The organism is Burkholderia sp. MSMB1588 (genome assembly GCF_001546925.1).
GTDB classification, from domain to species: domain Bacteria; phylum Pseudomonadota; class Gammaproteobacteria; order Burkholderiales; family Burkholderiaceae; genus Burkholderia; species Burkholderia humptydooensis.
This window is the reverse complement of record NZ_LNJS01000001.1, coordinates 308,248-324,408: the sequence shown is the minus strand read 5'-3', so window position 1 is coordinate 324,408 and position 16,161 is coordinate 308,248. Positions and strand designations below refer to the sequence as shown.

General features: G+C 67.9%; 16 protein-coding genes. 7 read left to right on the top strand and 9 right to left on the bottom strand.

Translation table 11 applies throughout. The annotated features are described in order from the left end of the window. The first annotated feature begins 78 nt into the window (after positions 1-78). Together WS92_RS13255 and moeB are read left to right on the top strand one after the other, a co-directional pair. A complete protein-coding gene (locus WS92_RS13255; protein WP_015601591.1) occupies positions 79-1,653 on the top strand; it encodes a S41 family peptidase in 1,575 nt (524 codons plus the stop codon). A 108-nt stretch (positions 1,654-1,761) separates the two neighbouring features. After that, positions 1,762-2,520, top strand: coding sequence for a HesA/MoeB/ThiF family protein (gene moeB / locus WS92_RS13250; protein ID WP_015602212.1), 759 nt, complete (start codon positions 1,762-1,764; stop codon positions 2,518-2,520). Positions 2,521-2,611: 91 nt separating this feature from the next. Here the strand turns inward: moeB and ptsP are convergent, their stop codons facing one another. The 7 genes from ptsP to WS92_RS13215 all read right to left on the bottom strand — a co-directional run bounded on the left by ptsP (position 2,612) and on the right by WS92_RS13215 (position 10,134). Continuing rightward, positions 2,612-4,402, bottom strand: a complete 1,791-nt coding sequence (gene ptsP / locus WS92_RS13245) for a phosphoenolpyruvate--protein phosphotransferase (protein ID WP_171845220.1) — start codon at positions 4,400-4,402, stop codon at positions 2,612-2,614. A gap of 178 nt (positions 4,403-4,580) precedes the next feature. Beyond that, positions 4,581-4,850: an HPr family phosphocarrier protein gene (locus tag WS92_RS13240; RefSeq protein ID WP_006024411.1), complete on the bottom strand. Its 270-nt coding sequence runs from the start codon at positions 4,848-4,850 to the stop codon at positions 4,581-4,583. Between the two features lie 78 nt (positions 4,851-4,928). Further along, the gene (locus WS92_RS13235) at positions 4,929-5,402 is read right to left on the bottom strand and encodes a PTS sugar transporter subunit IIA (protein ID WP_006024410.1); all 474 of its coding nucleotides are present in this window, start codon (positions 5,400-5,402) and stop codon (positions 4,929-4,931) included. A gap of 172 nt (positions 5,403-5,574) precedes the next feature. Then, positions 5,575-6,531, bottom strand: a complete 957-nt coding sequence (gene gshB, locus WS92_RS13230; RefSeq protein WP_015601505.1) for a glutathione synthase — start codon at positions 6,529-6,531, stop codon at positions 5,575-5,577. Between the two features lie 27 nt (positions 6,532-6,558). Next, positions 6,559-7,848, bottom strand: a complete 1,290-nt coding sequence (gshA, locus tag WS92_RS13225; RefSeq protein WP_006024408.1) for a glutamate--cysteine ligase — start codon at positions 7,846-7,848, stop codon at positions 6,559-6,561. Positions 7,849-8,239: 391 nt separating this feature from the next. Beyond that, positions 8,240-9,763, bottom strand: a complete 1,524-nt coding sequence (locus tag WS92_RS13220) for an ammonium transporter (RefSeq protein WP_061083858.1) — start codon at positions 9,761-9,763, stop codon at positions 8,240-8,242. A 32-nt stretch (positions 9,764-9,795) separates the two neighbouring features. Beyond that, positions 9,796-10,134, bottom strand: coding sequence for a P-II family nitrogen regulator (locus WS92_RS13215; RefSeq protein ID WP_004198020.1), 339 nt, complete (start codon positions 10,132-10,134; stop codon positions 9,796-9,798). A 368-nt stretch (positions 10,135-10,502) separates the two neighbouring features. Between WS92_RS13215 and WS92_RS13210 the strand changes: the two genes are divergently transcribed. After that, a complete protein-coding gene (locus WS92_RS13210; protein WP_006024405.1) occupies positions 10,503-10,754 on the top strand; it encodes an accessory factor UbiK family protein in 252 nt (83 codons plus the stop codon). A gap of 139 nt (positions 10,755-10,893) precedes the next feature. Further along, on the top strand, positions 10,894-12,477 hold the full coding sequence (locus WS92_RS13205; protein WP_059932660.1) for a YifB family Mg chelatase-like AAA ATPase: 1,584 nt from the start codon (positions 10,894-10,896) through the stop codon (positions 12,475-12,477). 316 nt (positions 12,478-12,793) lie between these two features. Here WS92_RS13205 and WS92_RS13200 read toward each other — a convergent pair whose 3' ends face one another. Further along, the gene (locus WS92_RS13200; RefSeq protein WP_059932662.1) at positions 12,794-13,234 is read right to left on the bottom strand and encodes a GNAT family N-acetyltransferase; all 441 of its coding nucleotides are present in this window, start codon (positions 13,232-13,234) and stop codon (positions 12,794-12,796) included. Here WS92_RS13200 and WS92_RS35790 point away from each other — a divergent pair. Both WS92_RS35790 and WS92_RS13195 read left to right on the top strand, forming a co-directional pair. Continuing rightward, positions 13,224-13,388 carry a hypothetical protein gene (locus WS92_RS35790; RefSeq protein WP_156443003.1) on the top strand — a complete coding sequence of 55 codons (165 nt, stop codon included), beginning with the start codon at positions 13,224-13,226 and terminating at the stop codon, positions 13,386-13,388. The genes WS92_RS13200 and WS92_RS35790 overlap by 11 nt on opposite strands. Before the next feature lie 135 nt (positions 13,389-13,523). Further along, positions 13,524-14,303, top strand: coding sequence for a thioesterase II family protein (locus WS92_RS13195; protein ID WP_059932664.1), 780 nt, complete (start codon positions 13,524-13,526; stop codon positions 14,301-14,303). A 405-nt stretch (positions 14,304-14,708) separates the two neighbouring features. On the opposite strand, the gene WS92_RS13190 is transcribed toward WS92_RS13195, so the two are convergent. After that, complete coding sequence (locus WS92_RS13190) at positions 14,709-15,524, bottom strand: hypothetical protein (protein WP_059932666.1); 816 nt, start codon at positions 15,522-15,524, stop codon at positions 14,709-14,711. Positions 15,525-15,597: 73 nt separating this feature from the next. On the opposite strand from WS92_RS13190, the gene WS92_RS13185 reads away from it, so the two are divergent. After that, entirely contained in the window at positions 15,598-16,134 is a 537-nt protein-coding gene (locus WS92_RS13185; RefSeq protein WP_015602162.1) for a peroxiredoxin family protein, read from the top strand. The last annotated feature ends 27 nt before the right edge of the window (positions 16,135-16,161 follow it).

The following is a 16,161-nucleotide window of genomic DNA, read 5'->3' as shown; positions in this document are numbered from 1 at the left end:
TATACTTGACCGTCCTATGACCGTCACCATCCCGTTGCTCCCGCGACAGCCACGCGCTTTCCGACCGCACCAGACTCTATGCGTATGAAATTGAAGAACATCGGCCTGATTGCCGCGGGCCTTGCGACTGGCGTCTTCGCGACGCTGCAAATCTCCGCGTCGGCCCAGCAGGCCGTCACGACGGCCGCCGCGCCGCTGCCGCTCGATCAATTGCGGCTCTTCGCGGAAGTGTTCGGGCAGATCAAGCGCGAATACGTCGAGCCCGTCGACGACAAGAAGCTCTTGACCGCGGCGATCAAGGGCATGGTGTCGAGCCTCGACCCGCACTCGTCGTTTCTCGACAAGACCGATTACCAGGAGCTGCAGGAGCAGACGAAGGGCCGCTTCGCCGGCCTCGGCATCGAAATCTCGCAGGAAGACGGCCTCGTCAAGGTGATCTCGCCGATCGAGGACACGCCCGCGTTCCGCGCCGGCATCCGTCCGGGCGACCTGATCACCCGCATCAACGATCGCCCGGTGCGCGGCATGACGCTCGACAAGGCGGTCAAGCAGATGCGCGGCGAGCCCGGCACGAAGGTCACGCTGACGATCTTCCGCAAGAGCGACGACCGCACGTTCCCCGTCACGGTCACGCGCGCGGTGATCCGCGTGCAGAGCGTGAAGATGAAGCTGCTCGATCCGGGCTACGCGTACCTCCGCATCACGAGCTTCCAGGAGCGCACGACGCCCGATCTCGCGGCGAAGCTGCAGGACATCGCGCGCCAGCAGCCGAACCTGAAGGGCCTGATCGTCGATCTGCGCAACAACGGCGGCGGCCTGCTGCAAAGCGCCGTCGGCGTCGCGGGCGCGTTCCTGCCGCCGGATTCCGTCGTCGTGTCGACGAACGGCCAGATCCCCGATTCGAAGCAGATCTACCGCGACAACTACGAGAACTACCGCCTGCCGTCGTTCGACTCCGATCCGCTCAAGAACCTGCCCGCCGTCTTCAAGACGGTGCCGATGGTCGTGCTGACGAACGCATATTCGGCGTCGGCGTCGGAGATCGTCGCGGGCGCGCTGCAGGATTCGCACCGCGCGGTGATCATGGGCAAGGCGACGTTCGGCAAGGGCTCGGTGCAGACGGTGCGGCCGATGACGGCCGATTCCGCGCTGCGCCTGACGACCGCGTACTACTACACGCCGAGCGGCCGCTCGATCCAGAACAAGGGCATCCTGCCCGACATTCCGGTCGATCAGTACGCGGATGGCGATCCGGACGACGTGCTCGTCACGCGCGAGGTCGACTACACGAACCACCTCGCGAACACGCAGGACCCGAACGAGAAGAAGGAGCTCGAGGAACGCGAGCAGCGCAGGATGGAGCAGTTGCGCATCCTCGAAGAGCAGAACGACAAAAAGACGCCCGAGCAGCGCCAGAAGGATCGCGAGCGCAAGCCGATCGAATTCGGCAGCGCGGACGATTTCATGATGCAGCAGGCGCTCAACAAGCTCGAAGGCAAGCCGGTCGCGCAATCGAAGATGATCGCCGCCGACAGCACGACGAAGAGCGCCGCCGCCAAGGCCGCCGCCGCATCGGCACCGAAGGGCGCGTCGGGCGCGGCTGCGAAGCCCGCGTCGGCTGCCAGGCCGGCGTCGGCGCCGCAACCGCAGTAAGCGCACGGCGCCACGCACGGGCCATCGCGGCACACCGCCGCGATGGCCCGTTTTCTTTGCGCGCCTAGAATAATATTCGAGACCGTTTCACCGCCTTGCGGCCCCACGATGAACGACGAACAACTCCTCCGCTATTCCCGCCACATCCTCGTCGACGAGATCGGCATCGACGCGCAGCAGCGCTTTCTCGACGCGCACGCGATCGTCGTCGGCGCGGGCGGGCTCGGGTCGCCCGCGGCGATGTATCTCGCGGCGGCGGGCGTCGGCACGATCACGCTCGTCGATGCCGATACCGTCGATCTCACGAACCTGCAGCGGCAGATCCTGCACGTGACGGCGTCGGTCGGCCGCAAGAAGGTCGAATCGGCGCGCGACGCGCTCGCGCAGCTCAATCCCGACGTGAAGGTGAACGCGGTCGCCGAGCGCGTCGACGACGCGTGGCTGAACGCGCACGTGCCGCGCGCGGGCGTCGTGCTCGACTGCACCGACAACTTCGCGACGCGCCACGCGATCAACCGCGCGTGCGTCGCGCATCGGGTGCCGCTCGTATCAGGCGCGGCGCTGCGCTTCGACGGGCAGATCAGCACGTTCGACTTCCGCGATCCCGGCTCGCCGTGCTACGCATGCGTATTTCCGGAGGATCAGCCGTTCGAGGAAGTCGCGTGCTCGACGATGGGCGTATTCGCGCCGACCGTCGGCATCATCGGCGCGATGCAGGCGGCCGAGGCGCTGCGCGTGATCGGCGGCATCGGCACGACGCTCGTCGGCCGGCTGATGATGCTCGATTCGCTGCGGATGGAATGGAACACGATGAAGATCGCGCGGCAGCCGGATTGCCCGGTGTGCGGCGCGGGCGGCACGCATTGAGCAGCGGCGCCGCTGTCTGCATCTCGTAAAAGCGCAGCGCGCGATCGCGCTTGCGATCGAACCGGAACGGGCGGGCGCGTGCGCCGCCCGATCACGCGGCCACGTCCGCTCGCGGCTCCGCGCTCGCGAGCCGCCCGAGCGCCGCCTGCACTTCTTCCGGCTCGAACGCCGCGAGCACGTCCGCGGTCGGCTTCTCGAGCGCCTTCAGATGCGCGCGCAGGATCTCCTGCTTGACGACGAGCAACTGGCTCGGATGCATCGAGAACTCGGTGAGCCCCATGCCGAGCAACAGGCGCGTGAGCGCCGGATCGCCCGCCATCTCGCCGCACACCGACACCGGCACGCCCGCGCGCTTCGCTTCGCGCAGCGTGAACGCGATCAGATGCAGCACCGCCGGATGCAGCGGATCGTACAGGTGCGCGACCGCGTTGTCCGCGCGGTCGATCGCGAGCGTGTACTGGATCAGGTCGTTCGTGCCAATCGACAGGAAGTCGACGCGCTTCAGGAACAGCGGCAGCGCGATCGCCGCGGCCGGAATCTCGATCATCGCGCCAACCCGCACGTTCGGATCGTAGGCGAGCCCCGCCGCGTCGAGCTGCCGCTTCGCCTCGTTGATGAGGTCGAGCGTCTGGTCGATCTCCTGCGCGTGCGCGAGCATCGGCACCAGGATCTTCACCTGGCCGAACGCCGACGCGCGCAGGATCGCGCGCAGTTGCGTGAGGAACATCTGCGGCTCGGACAGGCTCCAGCGGATCGCGCGCAGGCCGAGCGCCGGATTCGGCGCGGTTTCGTAGCCTTCGTCGTGCGCGTCGAGCGGCTTGTCCGCGCCGACGTCGATCGTGCGGATCGTGACGGGCATCCCGTGCATCAGCTCGACGGCGCGCTTGTACGCGGCGAACTGCTCCTCTTCCTCCGGCATCCGCACCTTGCTCATGAACAGGAACTCGGTGCGGAACAGGCCGACGCCGACCGCGCCCGCGTCGACGGCCGCCTTCGCGTCGTCGGGCAACTCGATGTTCGCGAGCAGGTCGATCTTCGTGCCGCAGAGCGTCTGCGCAGGCGAGAACTTCAGGCGCTGCAGCTTGCGCTGCTCGAGCGCCTTCTCCGATTGCCGGTACGAGTATTCCTCGAGCACGATCGGCGCGGGATCGACGATCACGATCCCCTGATCGCCGTCGACGATGATGAGATCGTCCTGGCGAATCAGCGCGCTCGCGTGCTGGACGCCGACCGCGGCCGGAATCCCGAGGCTGCGCGCGACGATCGCCGTGTGCGACGTGCGCCCGCCCAGATCGGTGACGAACGCCTGGAACGACTGCGTCTTGAACTGCATCATGTCGGCGGGCGCGATGTCGTGCGCGACGACGATCATCTCGTCGTGGCCGTTGCCCGCCGCGCGGTCGAGCGCCTGCGCGGCGGACGGCGCGCCCGCGAGCGCCTTCAGCACCCGCTCGACGACCTGCTCGATGTCGGCGCGGCGCTCGCGCAGGTATTCGTCCTCGATGTCGTCGAAGTGGCCGGCGAGCACGTCGAGCTGCTCGGTCAGCGCCCATTCGACGTTGTAGCGGCGCGTGCGGATGAGGTCGATGGTTTCCTGCACGAGCATCGCATCGCCGAGGATCATCGCGTGCACGTCGATGAATGCCGCGACTTCGGTCGGGGTATCGTCGGCCAGATCGGCGCGCAGCACGTCGAGCTCGCGCCGGACCGCGTCGAGCGCCGCACGGAAACGTTCGATCTCGGCCTCGATCCGCTCGGCCTCGATCAGGTAATGCGCGACGTCGAGCGCCGCCGGCGCGATCAGATACGCTCGTCCGATCGCGATGCCTCTTGAAACGGGAATGCCATGCAGCGTGAAGGACACGCGCACCTCCTTGATCACGTGAGTCGCGGCGCACCGCTGCGATGCGCTTATGACCCCGATCGACGATTATAAATTCCGCATGCCCTGCGTGACTGCGTGCGGCGCAGCATCGCGGCACGCCGCCGCGGGACGAAAAAAATGCCGCGACGTTGCGCGGCATTCTCGCTGGATAGCTGAGCGGCCTGCCGCCGCGGCGTCATTGCCCTTCGCCGAATTTGTCGGCGATCAATTTGAGGAGCGCGTCCATCGCCTCCCGCTCGTCCGGCCCCTCGGTCTCGATCGTCACCGTGCTGCCGATGCCCGCCGCCAGCATCATGACGCCCATGATGCTCTTCGCGTTGATCCGGCGGCCGTTGCGCGTCATCCATACTTCCGACTGGAAATTGCCCGCGAGCTGCGTGAGCTTGGCCGACGCGCGCGCATGGAGCCCCAATTTGTTCACGATGGTCGTTTCTTGTTCAAGCATGGTGTTCCGATGAGGTCAAAACGGGCTGCGGCCGGCCTGCCGGCCGCACAGGGTGATGCGAATCGGTGCGCGGCGGGCTCAATGCGGTTGCGTCTGCGCCTTCGGCTCGGGCGGAATCGGCGCGCACTCGCCGCACCCGAGCGCGCTCGGATGCGGCGGCGGCGTGCCCGCCGCGATCTCGTGGATGCCCTTCGTCGAGCCGGCGAGCGCCTTGTCGACGAGCGTATCGAGCGGCGTCGTCCGATAGCAGACGGCGCGCACGAGCATCGGCAGATTGACGCCCGCGAGCACGCGAACGCCTTCGACCTTCGCGAGCTGCCCCGCGATGTTCGCGGGCGTCGCGCCGTACATGTCGGTCAGCACGAGCGCGCCGTTTTCTTCCTTCAGGCGCGCGAGCTCCGCATGCGCGAACGCCATCACCTGGGCCGGATCGTTCTCGGCCTGCACGTCGATGCAACCGATCCGCGCGGGCACGCCGCCGTAGATGTGCGCGATGCAGTCCCGCAAAGCGGTAGCGAGCGGCGCATGCGCGATGATGAGAATGCCTGCCATGTCAGCCTTGCAACGTGTTCGGCCCGACCGCCGGGCCTGACGCACGGAAAACCGTGCCGGGCGAACGGGCATTGTAGCAGGCCAGTCGAGCCTGTCCGGCCGGGCTTGCCGGGCCGGGCGGACCGATCCGGCGGCGGGGGCCTGCGCAAGCCGCCGCCGGGCCGTGCGCGCATCAGTCGACCGCGCGCTCCAATGCGTCGACGAACATGCCGGCGACGTCGAATCCAGTCTGCTCCATGATTTCGCGAAAGCAAGTCGGGCTCGTGACGTTCACCTCGGTCAGCCAGTCGCCGATCACGTCGAGACCGACGAGCAGCAAGCCGCGCGCCGCGAGCGCCGCGCCGAGCGCCGTCGCGATCTCGCGGTCGCGCCCGGTGAGCGGCTGCGCGACGCCGACGCCGCCCGCCGCCAGATTGCCGCGCACCTCGTTGCCCTGCGGAATCCGCGCAAGCGAGTACGGCACCGGCTCGCCGTCGATCAGCAGAATCCGCTTGTCGCCAGCTTTGATCTCCGGGATGAACTTCTGCACCATCACCGAGCGCGCGCCGTCGTGGCTCAGCATCTCGATGATCGAGCCGAGGTTCATGCCGTCCGCCTTCACGCGGAACACGCCCATCCCGCCCATGCCGTCGAGCGGCTTGAGGATCACGTCGCCGTGCTCGGCGTGGAACGCGCGCAGCCGCGCCGCGTCGCGCGTGACGAGCGACGGCGCGACGAACTGCGCGAACTCGCCGATCGCGAGCTTCTCCGAATGGTCGCGGATCGTCTGCGGCTTGTTGAACACGCGCGCGCCCGCGCGCTCGGCGAGCTCGAGCAGCCACGTCGACGTCACGTACTCCATGTCGAACGGCGGATCCTTGCGCATCAGGATCGCGCCGAACGACGGCAGCGCGCGCGACTCGCGCGCCGCCGCCTCGTACCAGCGATCGCGGTGCAGATCAGCCGTGTCGCCGACGATCGCCACGCGGCGCACGTCGGCCTCGACGCCCGCGCCCGTCCACGCAAGCTGGTTCGGCTCGCACGCGTACACCGCGTGCCCGCGCCGCGCCGCCTCGGCCATCATCGCGTAGGTCGAGTCCTTGTAGATCTTGAAGCGCTCGAGCGGGTCGGCGATAAAGAGAATGTCCATGCGAATCCTGATACTGGAAGGAGCGCGTCACACCTGGATCGCTTCCGGGTCGGTCTTCTCGAGCTCGACCGACGACGCGAGCAGCCCGAGCCGTGCGACGACGCCATACATGTAGAAGCGGTTCGGCGGCGCCGCGCCGGGCTTCGCGTGCGTATCCGGCAGCGCCGTGTGCTCGAAGCCGAGCGGCACGTAATGCATGCCGGGCGCATTCAGATTCTGGTCGCGCTCGCGCGCGCCGTGTGTGCGGTAGAACCCGCCCACCACGTAGCGGTCGATCATGTAGACGACGGGCTCGGCCACCTCGTCGCCGATCCGCTCGAACGTGTAGACGCCTTCCTGCACGATCACGTCGCGCACCGGCACGCCCGCCTTCGATTCGGCCATCTGCGCGCGCTCGTGCTTCGTCATCCGGCCGATCTCGGACGCGTCGTGCACCGTCATCACGCCGCGCCCCGCCGTGCCGGCGTCCGCCTTCACGACGACGTACGGCTTCTCGCCGATCCCGTATTCGCGATACTTGCGCGTGATCTTCTTGAGCACCGCGTCGATCGCTTCGGCGAGCGCCTCGCCGCCGTTGCTCGCGTGCCAGTCGACGCCTTCGACGTGCGAGAAATACGGATTCAGCATCCACGGATCGACGCCCACCATCTTCGCGAACTTCTTCGCGACGTCGTCGTAGCACGAGAAATGCGTCGACTTGCGGCGCACCGCCCAGCCGGCGTGCAGCGGCGGCAGCAGATACTGCTCGTGCAGGTTTTCCAGCATGCCCGGAATGCCCGCCGACAGATCGTTGTTCAGCAGGATCGAGCACGGATCGAAATTCTTCAGGCCGAGGCGGCGCGGCGTGCGCTCGAGCGGCTCGAGCACGATCTTCTGGCCGTCGGCGAGCGTGATCGGCGTGACGTCGACGATGCCCGGATCGAGCGAGCCGAAGCGCACGTTCAGGCCCGCCTGGCGCATGATCATCGCGAGGCGCGCGACGTTCTCGAGATAGAACGCGTTGCGCGTCGGCAGCTCGGGGATCACGAGCAGATTCTTCGCGTCCGGGCAGATCTTCTCGATCGCGGCCATCGCCGCCTGCACGGCGAGCGGCAGCACTTCGGGCGGCAGGTTGTTGAACGCGCCCGGGAACAGGTTCGCGTCGACGGGCGCGAGCTTGAAGCCCGCGTTGCGCAGATCGACCGAACAGTAGAACGGCGGCGTGTGTTCCTGCCATTCGAGCCTGAACCAGCGTTCGATCGCGGGCGTGGCGTCGAGGATCTTCCGCTCGAGCTCGAGCAGCGGGCCGTTTAACGCCGTAACGAGATGGGGAACCATGTGTGACTCGCGGACGGGAGAAAAAAGATTGTAGAGCAATTGCCCGTCGCATTTGGGGATTGTTCCCGGTATCGCAAGGATTTACCGCATGTTTGTCGCTATTGACCCGATAGCCCACAGGGTTATCGCGTGCGGCCCGCTCCGGGCGCGGGCTTCCGGCGGGTGTTGCGAAGGCGTCGCCCGGCTGTTGCGCGAGTGTCGCGCGGTATCCGGCGAGGTGTCGCGAGCGAGGTTTCCGACGCCTTGCGCGCGACGCCCGGTGCGCCGCCCGGCGGGCCGCGAGCGCGCGAAAAAAAACCCGCCTGGAGGGCGGGTCGAAATCGCTGCGCTCATTCTGCGGGCGGCGAAGCGTGCAAGCACTTCGCCCCCTGGATTCGGGGATTGAATCCTGTTATTCGACGTGCTCGCCATGCAGGATCACGTCGAGGCCTTCGCGCTCTTCTTCTTCCGTCACGCGCAGGCCGATCACGAGGTCGATCACCTTCAGCAGCACGAAGCTGACGACGCCGCTGTAGACGAGCGTGATCAGCACGCCCTTCGCCTGCAGCAGCAGGCTGCCGTCGGCGCCGCCGATGTCCTTGACCGCGAAAACGCCCGTCAGGAGCGCGCCGAGCATGCCGCCCACGCCGTGCACGCCGAACGCGTCGAGCGAATCGTCGTAGCCGAGCTTCGACTTGAGCCACGTCGCCGACCAGAAGCAGACGACGCCCGCCGCGATGCCGATCACGAGCGCGCCCGCGACGCCGACGAAGCCGGCAGCCGGCGTGATCGCGACGAGGCCCGCGACCGCGCCCGACACGATGCCGAGCACCGAAGGCTTACCCTTCGCGATCCACTCGGCGAACATCCAGCCGAGCGCCGCGCACGCGGTGGCGACTTGCGTCGTGAGCATCGCGAAGCCGGCGCGGCCGTCCGCGGCGACCGCGGAGCCCGCGTTGAAGCCGAACCAGCCGACCCACAGCATCGAGCCGCCGATCAGCGTCAGCACGAGGTTGTGCGGCGCCATCGCTTCGCGGCCGTAGCCGACGCGCTTGCCGAGCACGAGGCACGACATGAGGCCCGCGATACCGGCGTTGATGTGCACGACCGTGCCGCCCGCGAAGTCGAGCACGCCGTCAGACGACAACCAGCCCGTCGGCTCCCAGACCATGTGCGCGATCGGCACGTAGACGATCAGCGACCAGAGCGTCATGAAGACGAGCATCGCCGAGAACTTCATCCGGTCGGCGAACGCGCCGCAGATGAGGGCCGGCGTGATGATCGCGAACGTCATCTGATAGACGAAATAGACCGATTCCGGGATCGTCGGCGCGAGGTGGCTGACGGTGAGCGTCGTCGCCTTGTCGCCGTGGATGTAGTTCATCCCGGACAGGAACACGCGCGAGAAGCCGCCGATGAAGCCGCTGCCCGGCGTGAACGCGAGGCTGTAGCCGACCACCGTCCAGAGGACCGTGATCAGCGCGGTGATCGCGAAGCTCTGCATCACGGTCGCGAGCACGTTCTTCTTGCGGACCATGCCGCCATAGAAAAGCGCAAGGCCCGGGATCGTCATGAACAGCACGAGCGCGGTCGACGTGAGCATCCACGCGGTGTCGCCCGAGTTGATTTTCGACGAATCGACCGAGAACGGCGCGCTCGGCGCGGCAGGCGCGGCGGCGGCCGAGGCCGGCGCGGCGGCCGAAGCGGCCGCGGAGGCATCGGCCGGCGCGGATGCGGCCGGCGCGGATGCGGCCGGCGCGGATGCGGCCGGCGTGGATACGGCCGGCGTTGATACGGCGGCGCTCGCCGACGTGTCGGAAGCCGTTGCGGCCGATGCGGCGGCGGGAGCCGACGAAGCGTCGTCGGCCATCGCGGCGCCGATGCCGCCCGCAAGCAGCGAGCCGGCCATCAACAGGGACATCAGGATTTTGCGCATCTTGGTTTTCCTCTTATCGCTCGTGTCTCTTGTTACAGGGCGTCAGCGCCCGTCTCCCCAGTACGAATCCGAATCACCTGCTCGATCGACGTGACGAAGATCTTGCCGTCGCCGATCTTCCCCGTACGCGCCGCGCGCTCGATCGCCTCGACGGCCTGGTCGACGAGGTCGTCCGACACCGCGGCTTCGATCTTCATCTTAGGAAGGAAATCGACGACATATTCGGCCCCCCGGTACAGCTCGGTATGCCCCTTCTGGCGGCCGAACCCCTTGACCTCCGTCACCGTGATGCCCGAGACGCCGAGCGCCGAGAGCGCCTCGCGCGTCTCATCGAGCTTGAACGGCTTGATGATTGCGGTAATCAGTTTCATGAAGTCCTCTCGCTATGGTGGTTGTCCCATCACTGCTGCAATGTGTAGCGAAACACCTACAGCAACTCGCATGCCATATCGGCACACGCCGGTCTCGAAAGGCTTTCACGCAGATTTCCGCCATCCGCACACGCTTGCGTAAACGCAAGCGCGCCTTGGCCGAACGGCCAACGCGGGCCCGGTTTGCTGGCGCGCTGAAAGGAAGGTTGCTAGAGTGCACGCACGTCCGGCGCATCACGAACGCGGCTTCACGCGGGCGAATGCCCGGAAAACGGGCCTGCGGGCGCACCAATTTCGGTCATGCGCAATTCGTGGGCACGACTGCAACGGCTATTGCACAAATTTTGTGCATCTGGAAGGGGAACACCATGAAGCAACCCAGCGACGTTTTCAACGACCTGCAGGCGCGCATCGGCGATCTGCTGAAAAACTCGCCGGTCAAGGATGTCGAGCGCAACGTGAAGGCCATGCTCACGCAAGGCTTCTCGAAGCTCGACCTCGTCACCCGCGAAGAATTCGACACGCAGGCGCAGGTGCTCGCGCGTACCCGCGCGCGGCTCGAGGAGCTCGAAAAGCGCGTCGCCGAGCTCGAACAGAAACTGGCGGACGTCCAGTCGTGACGTCCGCCGCCGCTCGTATTCGCTGAGCGGCTTCCCCCGCAGTTCGCGCCACGCCGGCAAGCGCGCATCGAAACCATCCTCCGGACGCCACGGGCGGCGCGATTCGCGCCGCCCGGTCCGGGTCACGCGGAGTCGAATCATGTCGCTTGCCGTGGTGCGCAGCCGCGCGCCCGCTGCCGGCCGCGCGCCGGAAGTCACCGTCGAAGTCCATCTCGCCAACGGGCTGCCGTCGTTTTCGATCGTCGGGCTGCCCGATCTCGAAGTGCGCGAAAGCCGCGAGCGCGTGCGCGCCGCACTGCAGAACTGCGGCTTCGAATTCCCCGTGCGGCGCATCACCGTCAACCTCGCGCCCGCCGACTTGCCGAAGGAGTCCGGCCGCTTCGATCTGCCGATCGCGCTCGGCATCCTCGCCGCGAGCGGCCAGCTTCCGGCAGGCGCGCTCGACGGCCGCGAGTTCGCGGGCGAACTGTCGCTGACGGGCGCGCTGCGGCCGATGCGCGGCGCGTTCGCGATGGCGTGCGGCGCCGCCCGCGGCCAGCAGGCGGACGAAAGCGGCTCGTCCGCGGATGCCGAATCGCCGCCCGTGGCGATGACGGCGGCGGCCGCGGAGCTTTACCTGCCGCTGCCGAGCGCGGCCGAAGCGGCGCTCGTGCCGGGCGTGACGGTATACGGCGCGGCCGATCTGCCCGCGCTGTGCGCGCATCTCGCCGACGCGCCGGACGGGCGGCTCGCGCCCGTCGCCGCGCCCCGTCTCGACGCGCTCCCCGCGGCATCCACCCTCGACCTCGCGGACGTGATCGGCCAGACGAGCGCGAAGCGCGCGCTCGAAGTCGCGGCGGCGGGCGGCCACCACATGCTGATGATCGGGCCGCCGGGCGCGGGCAAGTCGATGCTCGCCGCGCGCCTGCCGGCCCTCTTGCCGCCGCTCACCGACGACGAGGCGCTGACGTCGGCCGCGATCCTGTCGTCGAGCCGCGCCGGCTTCTCGCTCGCGCAATGGCGGCGGCGCCCGTTTCGCGCGCCGCATCACTCGTCGAGCTCGGCCGCGCTCGTCGGCGGCCGCAATCCGCCGCAGCCGGGCGAGATCACGCTCGCGCACCTGGGCGTGCTGTTCCTCGACGAGTTGCCGGAATTCGACCGGCATGTGCTCGAGACGCTGCGCGAGCCGCTCGAAGCGGGCCGCATCACGATCTCGCGCGTCGCGCTGCAGGCGGATTTCCCGGCCGCGTGCCAGTTGATCGCCGCGATGAATCCCTGCCCGTGCGGCTGGCGCGGCGACCCCGGCGGCCGCTGCCGCTGCTCGCCCGAGATCGCCGCGCGCTATCTGCGCAAGCTGTCCGGGCCGCTCCTCGACCGGATCGACATCCAGATCGAGATTCCCGCGCTCACGCCCGCCGAGCTGGCCGAACGGCCCGCAACCGCCGGAGAATCGAGCGAGACCGTGGCCGCGCGCGTCGCGCTCGCGCGCGGGCGGCAATTCGCGCGGCAGCGCAAGACCAACCACATGCTGACGGGCCGCGAGACCGATGCGTTCTGCCGTCCGGACAGCGCGGGCGAGACGCTGCTGCGCGACGCTGGCGAGCGGTTCCGCTGGTCGGCGCGGGCGTACTACCGGGTGCTGAAGGTCGCGCGGACGATCGCCGATCTCGCGGGCGACGAGGCGCCGAGCGCTGCGCATATCGCCGAGGCGATCCGGTACCGACGGGTGTTCGCACCGGCGTGAACGGACCTTGATCCGAGAATCCGCCGACGGTTGCCGAGGCGGAACCCGGAAAGGCGGCGGAGTGACGGGCGATGTGGCGCCGCACCGCGAGCGGCGACATGGAACGATGCGTCAATGCCAAGCTGACGCCCGCTGGAATACCGGCCTGGGTCGAGAGAGAACCGGCGGGCGCGCGCCATCGGCAGAACGAGCCGCGCGTCGATGCGATCGGCGCGATGCAGCCGTGCCGCGAACGCCGCGTGTCGACCGGCGGCGCGATACTGGAATGCGCGCGAACAGAAGCGCCCGTCGCTCGCGACTTCCCGGCCGAGCGCCGTCAGTCGCCCGCTTCCCGTGTCTCCAGCAGCCGATATTCGCCGTCCTTCGATACGCCCGAATCGATTTCGACGAATCCGTGCGCGCGATAGAACGCGAGCGCTCGTTCGTTCCGCACGAGACACTTGAGCCGGTAGCGCTCGGCGGGCCAGCCCGGCAGCGCGCGCAGCAGCGCGCTGCCGATTCCTCCACGCAGCCTCGATCCCGCGACGTACAGATGATGGACGAAGCGCTCCGGCTCCCACACCGACACGAAGCCGACGATGCCCTCGCCCTCCGCTTGCGCGACGAGCAGCGATTCGCCCCGCGTGTGCGCGTCGAAATCGTCGAGTGCGAAGTTGTCTGCTGGCAGCCAGACGAACGTGTCGCGGCGCGCGCGCAGATAGAGCGCGCGCAATGCAGGCCAGTCGGCGCGACAGGCGGCACGGACGATGATCGCCATGTTTTTTTACCCGAGAACGGCGGCGCTGCCCACGGAAAGCGCCCGGCGCCCGACGTTCAGCGCGATGGCCATCGCAACCGCAGCCGACAATAACAACGACACGGCCGAGCATTCGAACCGCGAAACGAAAACGGGAATCGCGGGCGAATCGTAATATAGTAGGCGCAATGACGCCCTTGCTTTCGACACAGGGCATCGCCTCGCGTCCTGCGCCCCGAGCATTCGCGGCGCCGTGGACCGCCCGAAGACTTGCCTTCCCTGACACGGACCGACACTGGAGCGATCGCGCATGGCCCTGCTGCCCGGCACCCTCACCATTCCCGACCGACGCGAGCACGCGCGGCACCGGCTGCTGATGTTCCATCACGCGTGCGGCTCCGCAACGAACTACTTCCGGTGGGCCGTCGCGTTTCCGCCGCATGTCGAAGTCTGGCTCGTCGAGCTGCCTGGGCGGGGCAGAAGTCTCAAGCACGCCGCCTTCGACACGCTGCCGGCGCTGCGCGACTACCTGCGCGAGCTGGCCCCCGCGCTCCCCGCCGACTATGCGATCTTCGGCCACAGCATGGGCGCGCTCGTCGCGTACTGCTTCGCGCACGACATGACGCAGCTCGGGCGTGCGCCGCGCTGGCTCGGCGTATCGGGCGCCGACTCGCCGTTCGCCGCGTCGCGGCGCCGCGCGTTCCCGGTCCATCAGCGCCCCGACGCGGCGATCGTCGAGCACCTCGCGACGCTCGGCGGCACGCCGCCCGAAGTCTTCGCGCACGACGAGTTGCGCGCGATGCTGCTGCAACTCGCGAAGGCCGACTTCCGGATCGTCGAGGCGTTCTTTCCGCTCGCGCCGGCCACGCCGTTGCCCGTGCCCGTCACGGTCTTCGCCGGCGCGCACGACACCGTGCTGTCCGAGGGCGGGCTGCAGGACTGGCAGCGCGCGTCGACGCTGCCGATCGGGCGCGAGACGTTCGACGGCGGGCATTTCTACCTGCTCGACACGCCGTCCGCCGTGCATGGCGCGATCGACGCCGCGCTGACGAAGCACGAACGGCGGGCGGACATCTCCGTCGTGCAGTAATCGGAAGGTGGCGGGATCGCGGCCGACCGCACCGCCCGCGGGCGTCGGCACAAGGGTTTCGAGCCCGGTCGCCTTCGAGCGACCGGCAAAAAGATGCATGTCAAGACTTGACTTATGCACAATTGGCCGAATCCCACCCAATCTCGACGCGTTCCAGCCATCACTTGAAGCGCCCCTTGCAATGCATTGATTTTATTGATTTTTTGCAAGTGCAAAGATTGCGGGCAATCTAACTGAAAGGCCCTCTGGCGGGCCTTTGCCGACTGCCCGTCGAACTTTTCAACAAAGTTGTCCACAGTGTCTGTGGATAGTCGAAAAAATCCCGCAAAATCCGGCGATTAGCGCCCGTTCTTGCGAAGGAACTTTCACTCCGGAACCGGCTCTCATGCATCCCGCATCGCCCGCTCAATCGAGTTTTAACGAGCCGAAAAATTGTTCAAGCGGCTCCGACGCCAGCGGCGCATCGGAAATCACGATCACTTCGTACACGTGCCGGCCGTGCGCGACGAGCCTCGCGATCACCGTCTTCGACGCGCGCGCGCCGGACGCGCCATCCGCCTGCCGATCCGCGCCGGATGCATCCGATGCGCCGGCAGGCGCCCCGCTCATCCGCAGCTCGACGCCCGCCGTCTGGCCGCCGGCCGCGAGCGGCACGAGCACCGCCTGTTCGGACGGCTGCGCGCGCAGATTGCGCGCCAAGCCGGTGCGCAGATAGTCGAGCGCCGCGTGCTGGGTCGCGTCGCGGTCGTCCGGCAGCATCACCGTGCCGACGGCGAACACCGCGCCGCCGACGTGCGCCGCCTGCATCCGCATCTTCATCGGCACGCCGCCGATCGCGACCGGGTGCTCTTCGACGGTCGGCTTGGCCGGCAGGTCGATCGTGTAGCCAGCGTCGTTGTGCAGCGTGCGCCAGTCATAGGCGGGCGAGCACGCGGCCAGCGACACGAGCGCGCCGAGCGCGCCGAGCACGACGGCCGCGCGGCGCGCGCGAACGCCTGGCGACGCGCGGCCCACGCGCCCACGCGTCGCCCCCGACGGAAGTAACCGCGCCGCCGCGCCGAACGCCTCAGGCCGGCCAATCGAACGGAAACGAAGCAAGCGCGCGTAGCGAAGAGCGGCACGAATCATGAAAAAGGGTGCAATGGACGTAGAACGAAGCTGCATTATCGCCGCTCGGCGCGACAGCGCGGCGCCGGTGCGCACGCACGATTGACGGTACAATGAGCGCCGTTCGCATCGATCGGGCGCCCGCACTCGGCGCCGCCTGAAGTCCACGCATTCAGAGGTCCCGCAGATGAGCCCCGCTCCCGCCTCCGCCGGCCGCCGCGCCGGCCCGTTGCGCTACGTCGCGATCGCCTTCGCCGCGGTCGCGATCGCCGTCGCCGGCTATTTCGCGTTCAACGGCAAGTCCAGCGCGCCCGAAGCGACGTTCACGCTGCTGTCCGGCCAGAAAGTCTCGACCGCCGCCGATCTGAAGGGCAAGGTCTATCTCGTCAACTTCTGGGCGACGAGCTGCGCGACCTGCATGCAGGAAATGCCGCAGATGGTCGACACGTACAACCGCTTCAAGGGCCAGGGCCTCGAATTCGTCGCGGTCGCGATGAACTACGATCCGCCGATGTACGTCGCGAACTACGCGCAGACGCGCCGGTTGCCGTTCAAGGTCGCGCTCGACGACGGCAGCGTCGCGAAGCAGTTCGGCAACGTCCAGCTCACGCCGACGACATTCGTGATCGGCAAGGACGGCAAGATCCTGAAGCGCTACGTCGGCGCGCCGCAGTTCGCGGAGCTCGATCAACTGCTGCAAAAGGCGCTCGACACGAGCGCGTAAGCGCGCCCTGCACCGCGGCGCCGCGCG

What these genes read in the sequence shown, in the direction of transcription:
- WS92_RS13255 (WP_015601591.1), top strand. Translation starts at nt 79, where the DNA reads ATGCGTATGAAATTGAAGAACATCGGCCTGATTGCCGCGGGCCTTGCG.
- moeB (WP_015602212.1), top strand. Translation starts at nt 1,762, where the DNA reads ATGAACGACGAACAACTCCTCCGCTATTCCCGCCACATCCTCGTCGAC.
- WS92_RS13240 (WP_006024411.1), bottom strand. Translation starts at nt 4,850, where the DNA reads ATGCTTGAACAAGAAACGACCATCGTGAACAAATTGGGGCTCCATGCG.
- WS92_RS13235 (WP_006024410.1), bottom strand. Translation starts at nt 5,402, where the DNA reads ATGGCAGGCATTCTCATCATCGCGCATGCGCCGCTCGCTACCGCTTTG.
- gshB (WP_015601505.1), bottom strand. Translation starts at nt 6,531, where the DNA reads ATGGACATTCTCTTTATCGCCGACCCGCTCGAGCGCTTCAAGATCTAC.
- gshA (WP_006024408.1), bottom strand. Translation starts at nt 7,848, where the DNA reads ATGGTTCCCCATCTCGTTACGGCGTTAAACGGCCCGCTGCTCGAGCTC.
- WS92_RS13220 (WP_061083858.1), bottom strand. Translation starts at nt 9,763, where the DNA reads ATGCGCAAAATCCTGATGTCCCTGTTGATGGCCGGCTCGCTGCTTGCG.
- WS92_RS13215 (WP_004198020.1), bottom strand. Translation starts at nt 10,134, where the DNA reads ATGAAACTGATTACCGCAATCATCAAGCCGTTCAAGCTCGATGAGACG.
- WS92_RS13210 (WP_006024405.1), top strand. Translation starts at nt 10,503, where the DNA reads ATGAAGCAACCCAGCGACGTTTTCAACGACCTGCAGGCGCGCATCGGC.
- WS92_RS13205 (WP_059932660.1), top strand. Translation starts at nt 10,894, where the DNA reads ATGTCGCTTGCCGTGGTGCGCAGCCGCGCGCCCGCTGCCGGCCGCGCG.
- WS92_RS35790 (WP_156443003.1), top strand. Translation starts at nt 13,224, where the DNA reads ATGATCGCCATGTTTTTTTACCCGAGAACGGCGGCGCTGCCCACGGAA.
- WS92_RS13200 (WP_059932662.1), bottom strand. Translation starts at nt 13,234, where the DNA reads ATGGCGATCATCGTCCGTGCCGCCTGTCGCGCCGACTGGCCTGCATTG.
- WS92_RS13195 (WP_059932664.1), top strand. Translation starts at nt 13,524, where the DNA reads ATGGCCCTGCTGCCCGGCACCCTCACCATTCCCGACCGACGCGAGCAC.
- WS92_RS13185 (WP_015602162.1), top strand. Translation starts at nt 15,598, where the DNA reads ATGAGCCCCGCTCCCGCCTCCGCCGGCCGCCGCGCCGGCCCGTTGCGC.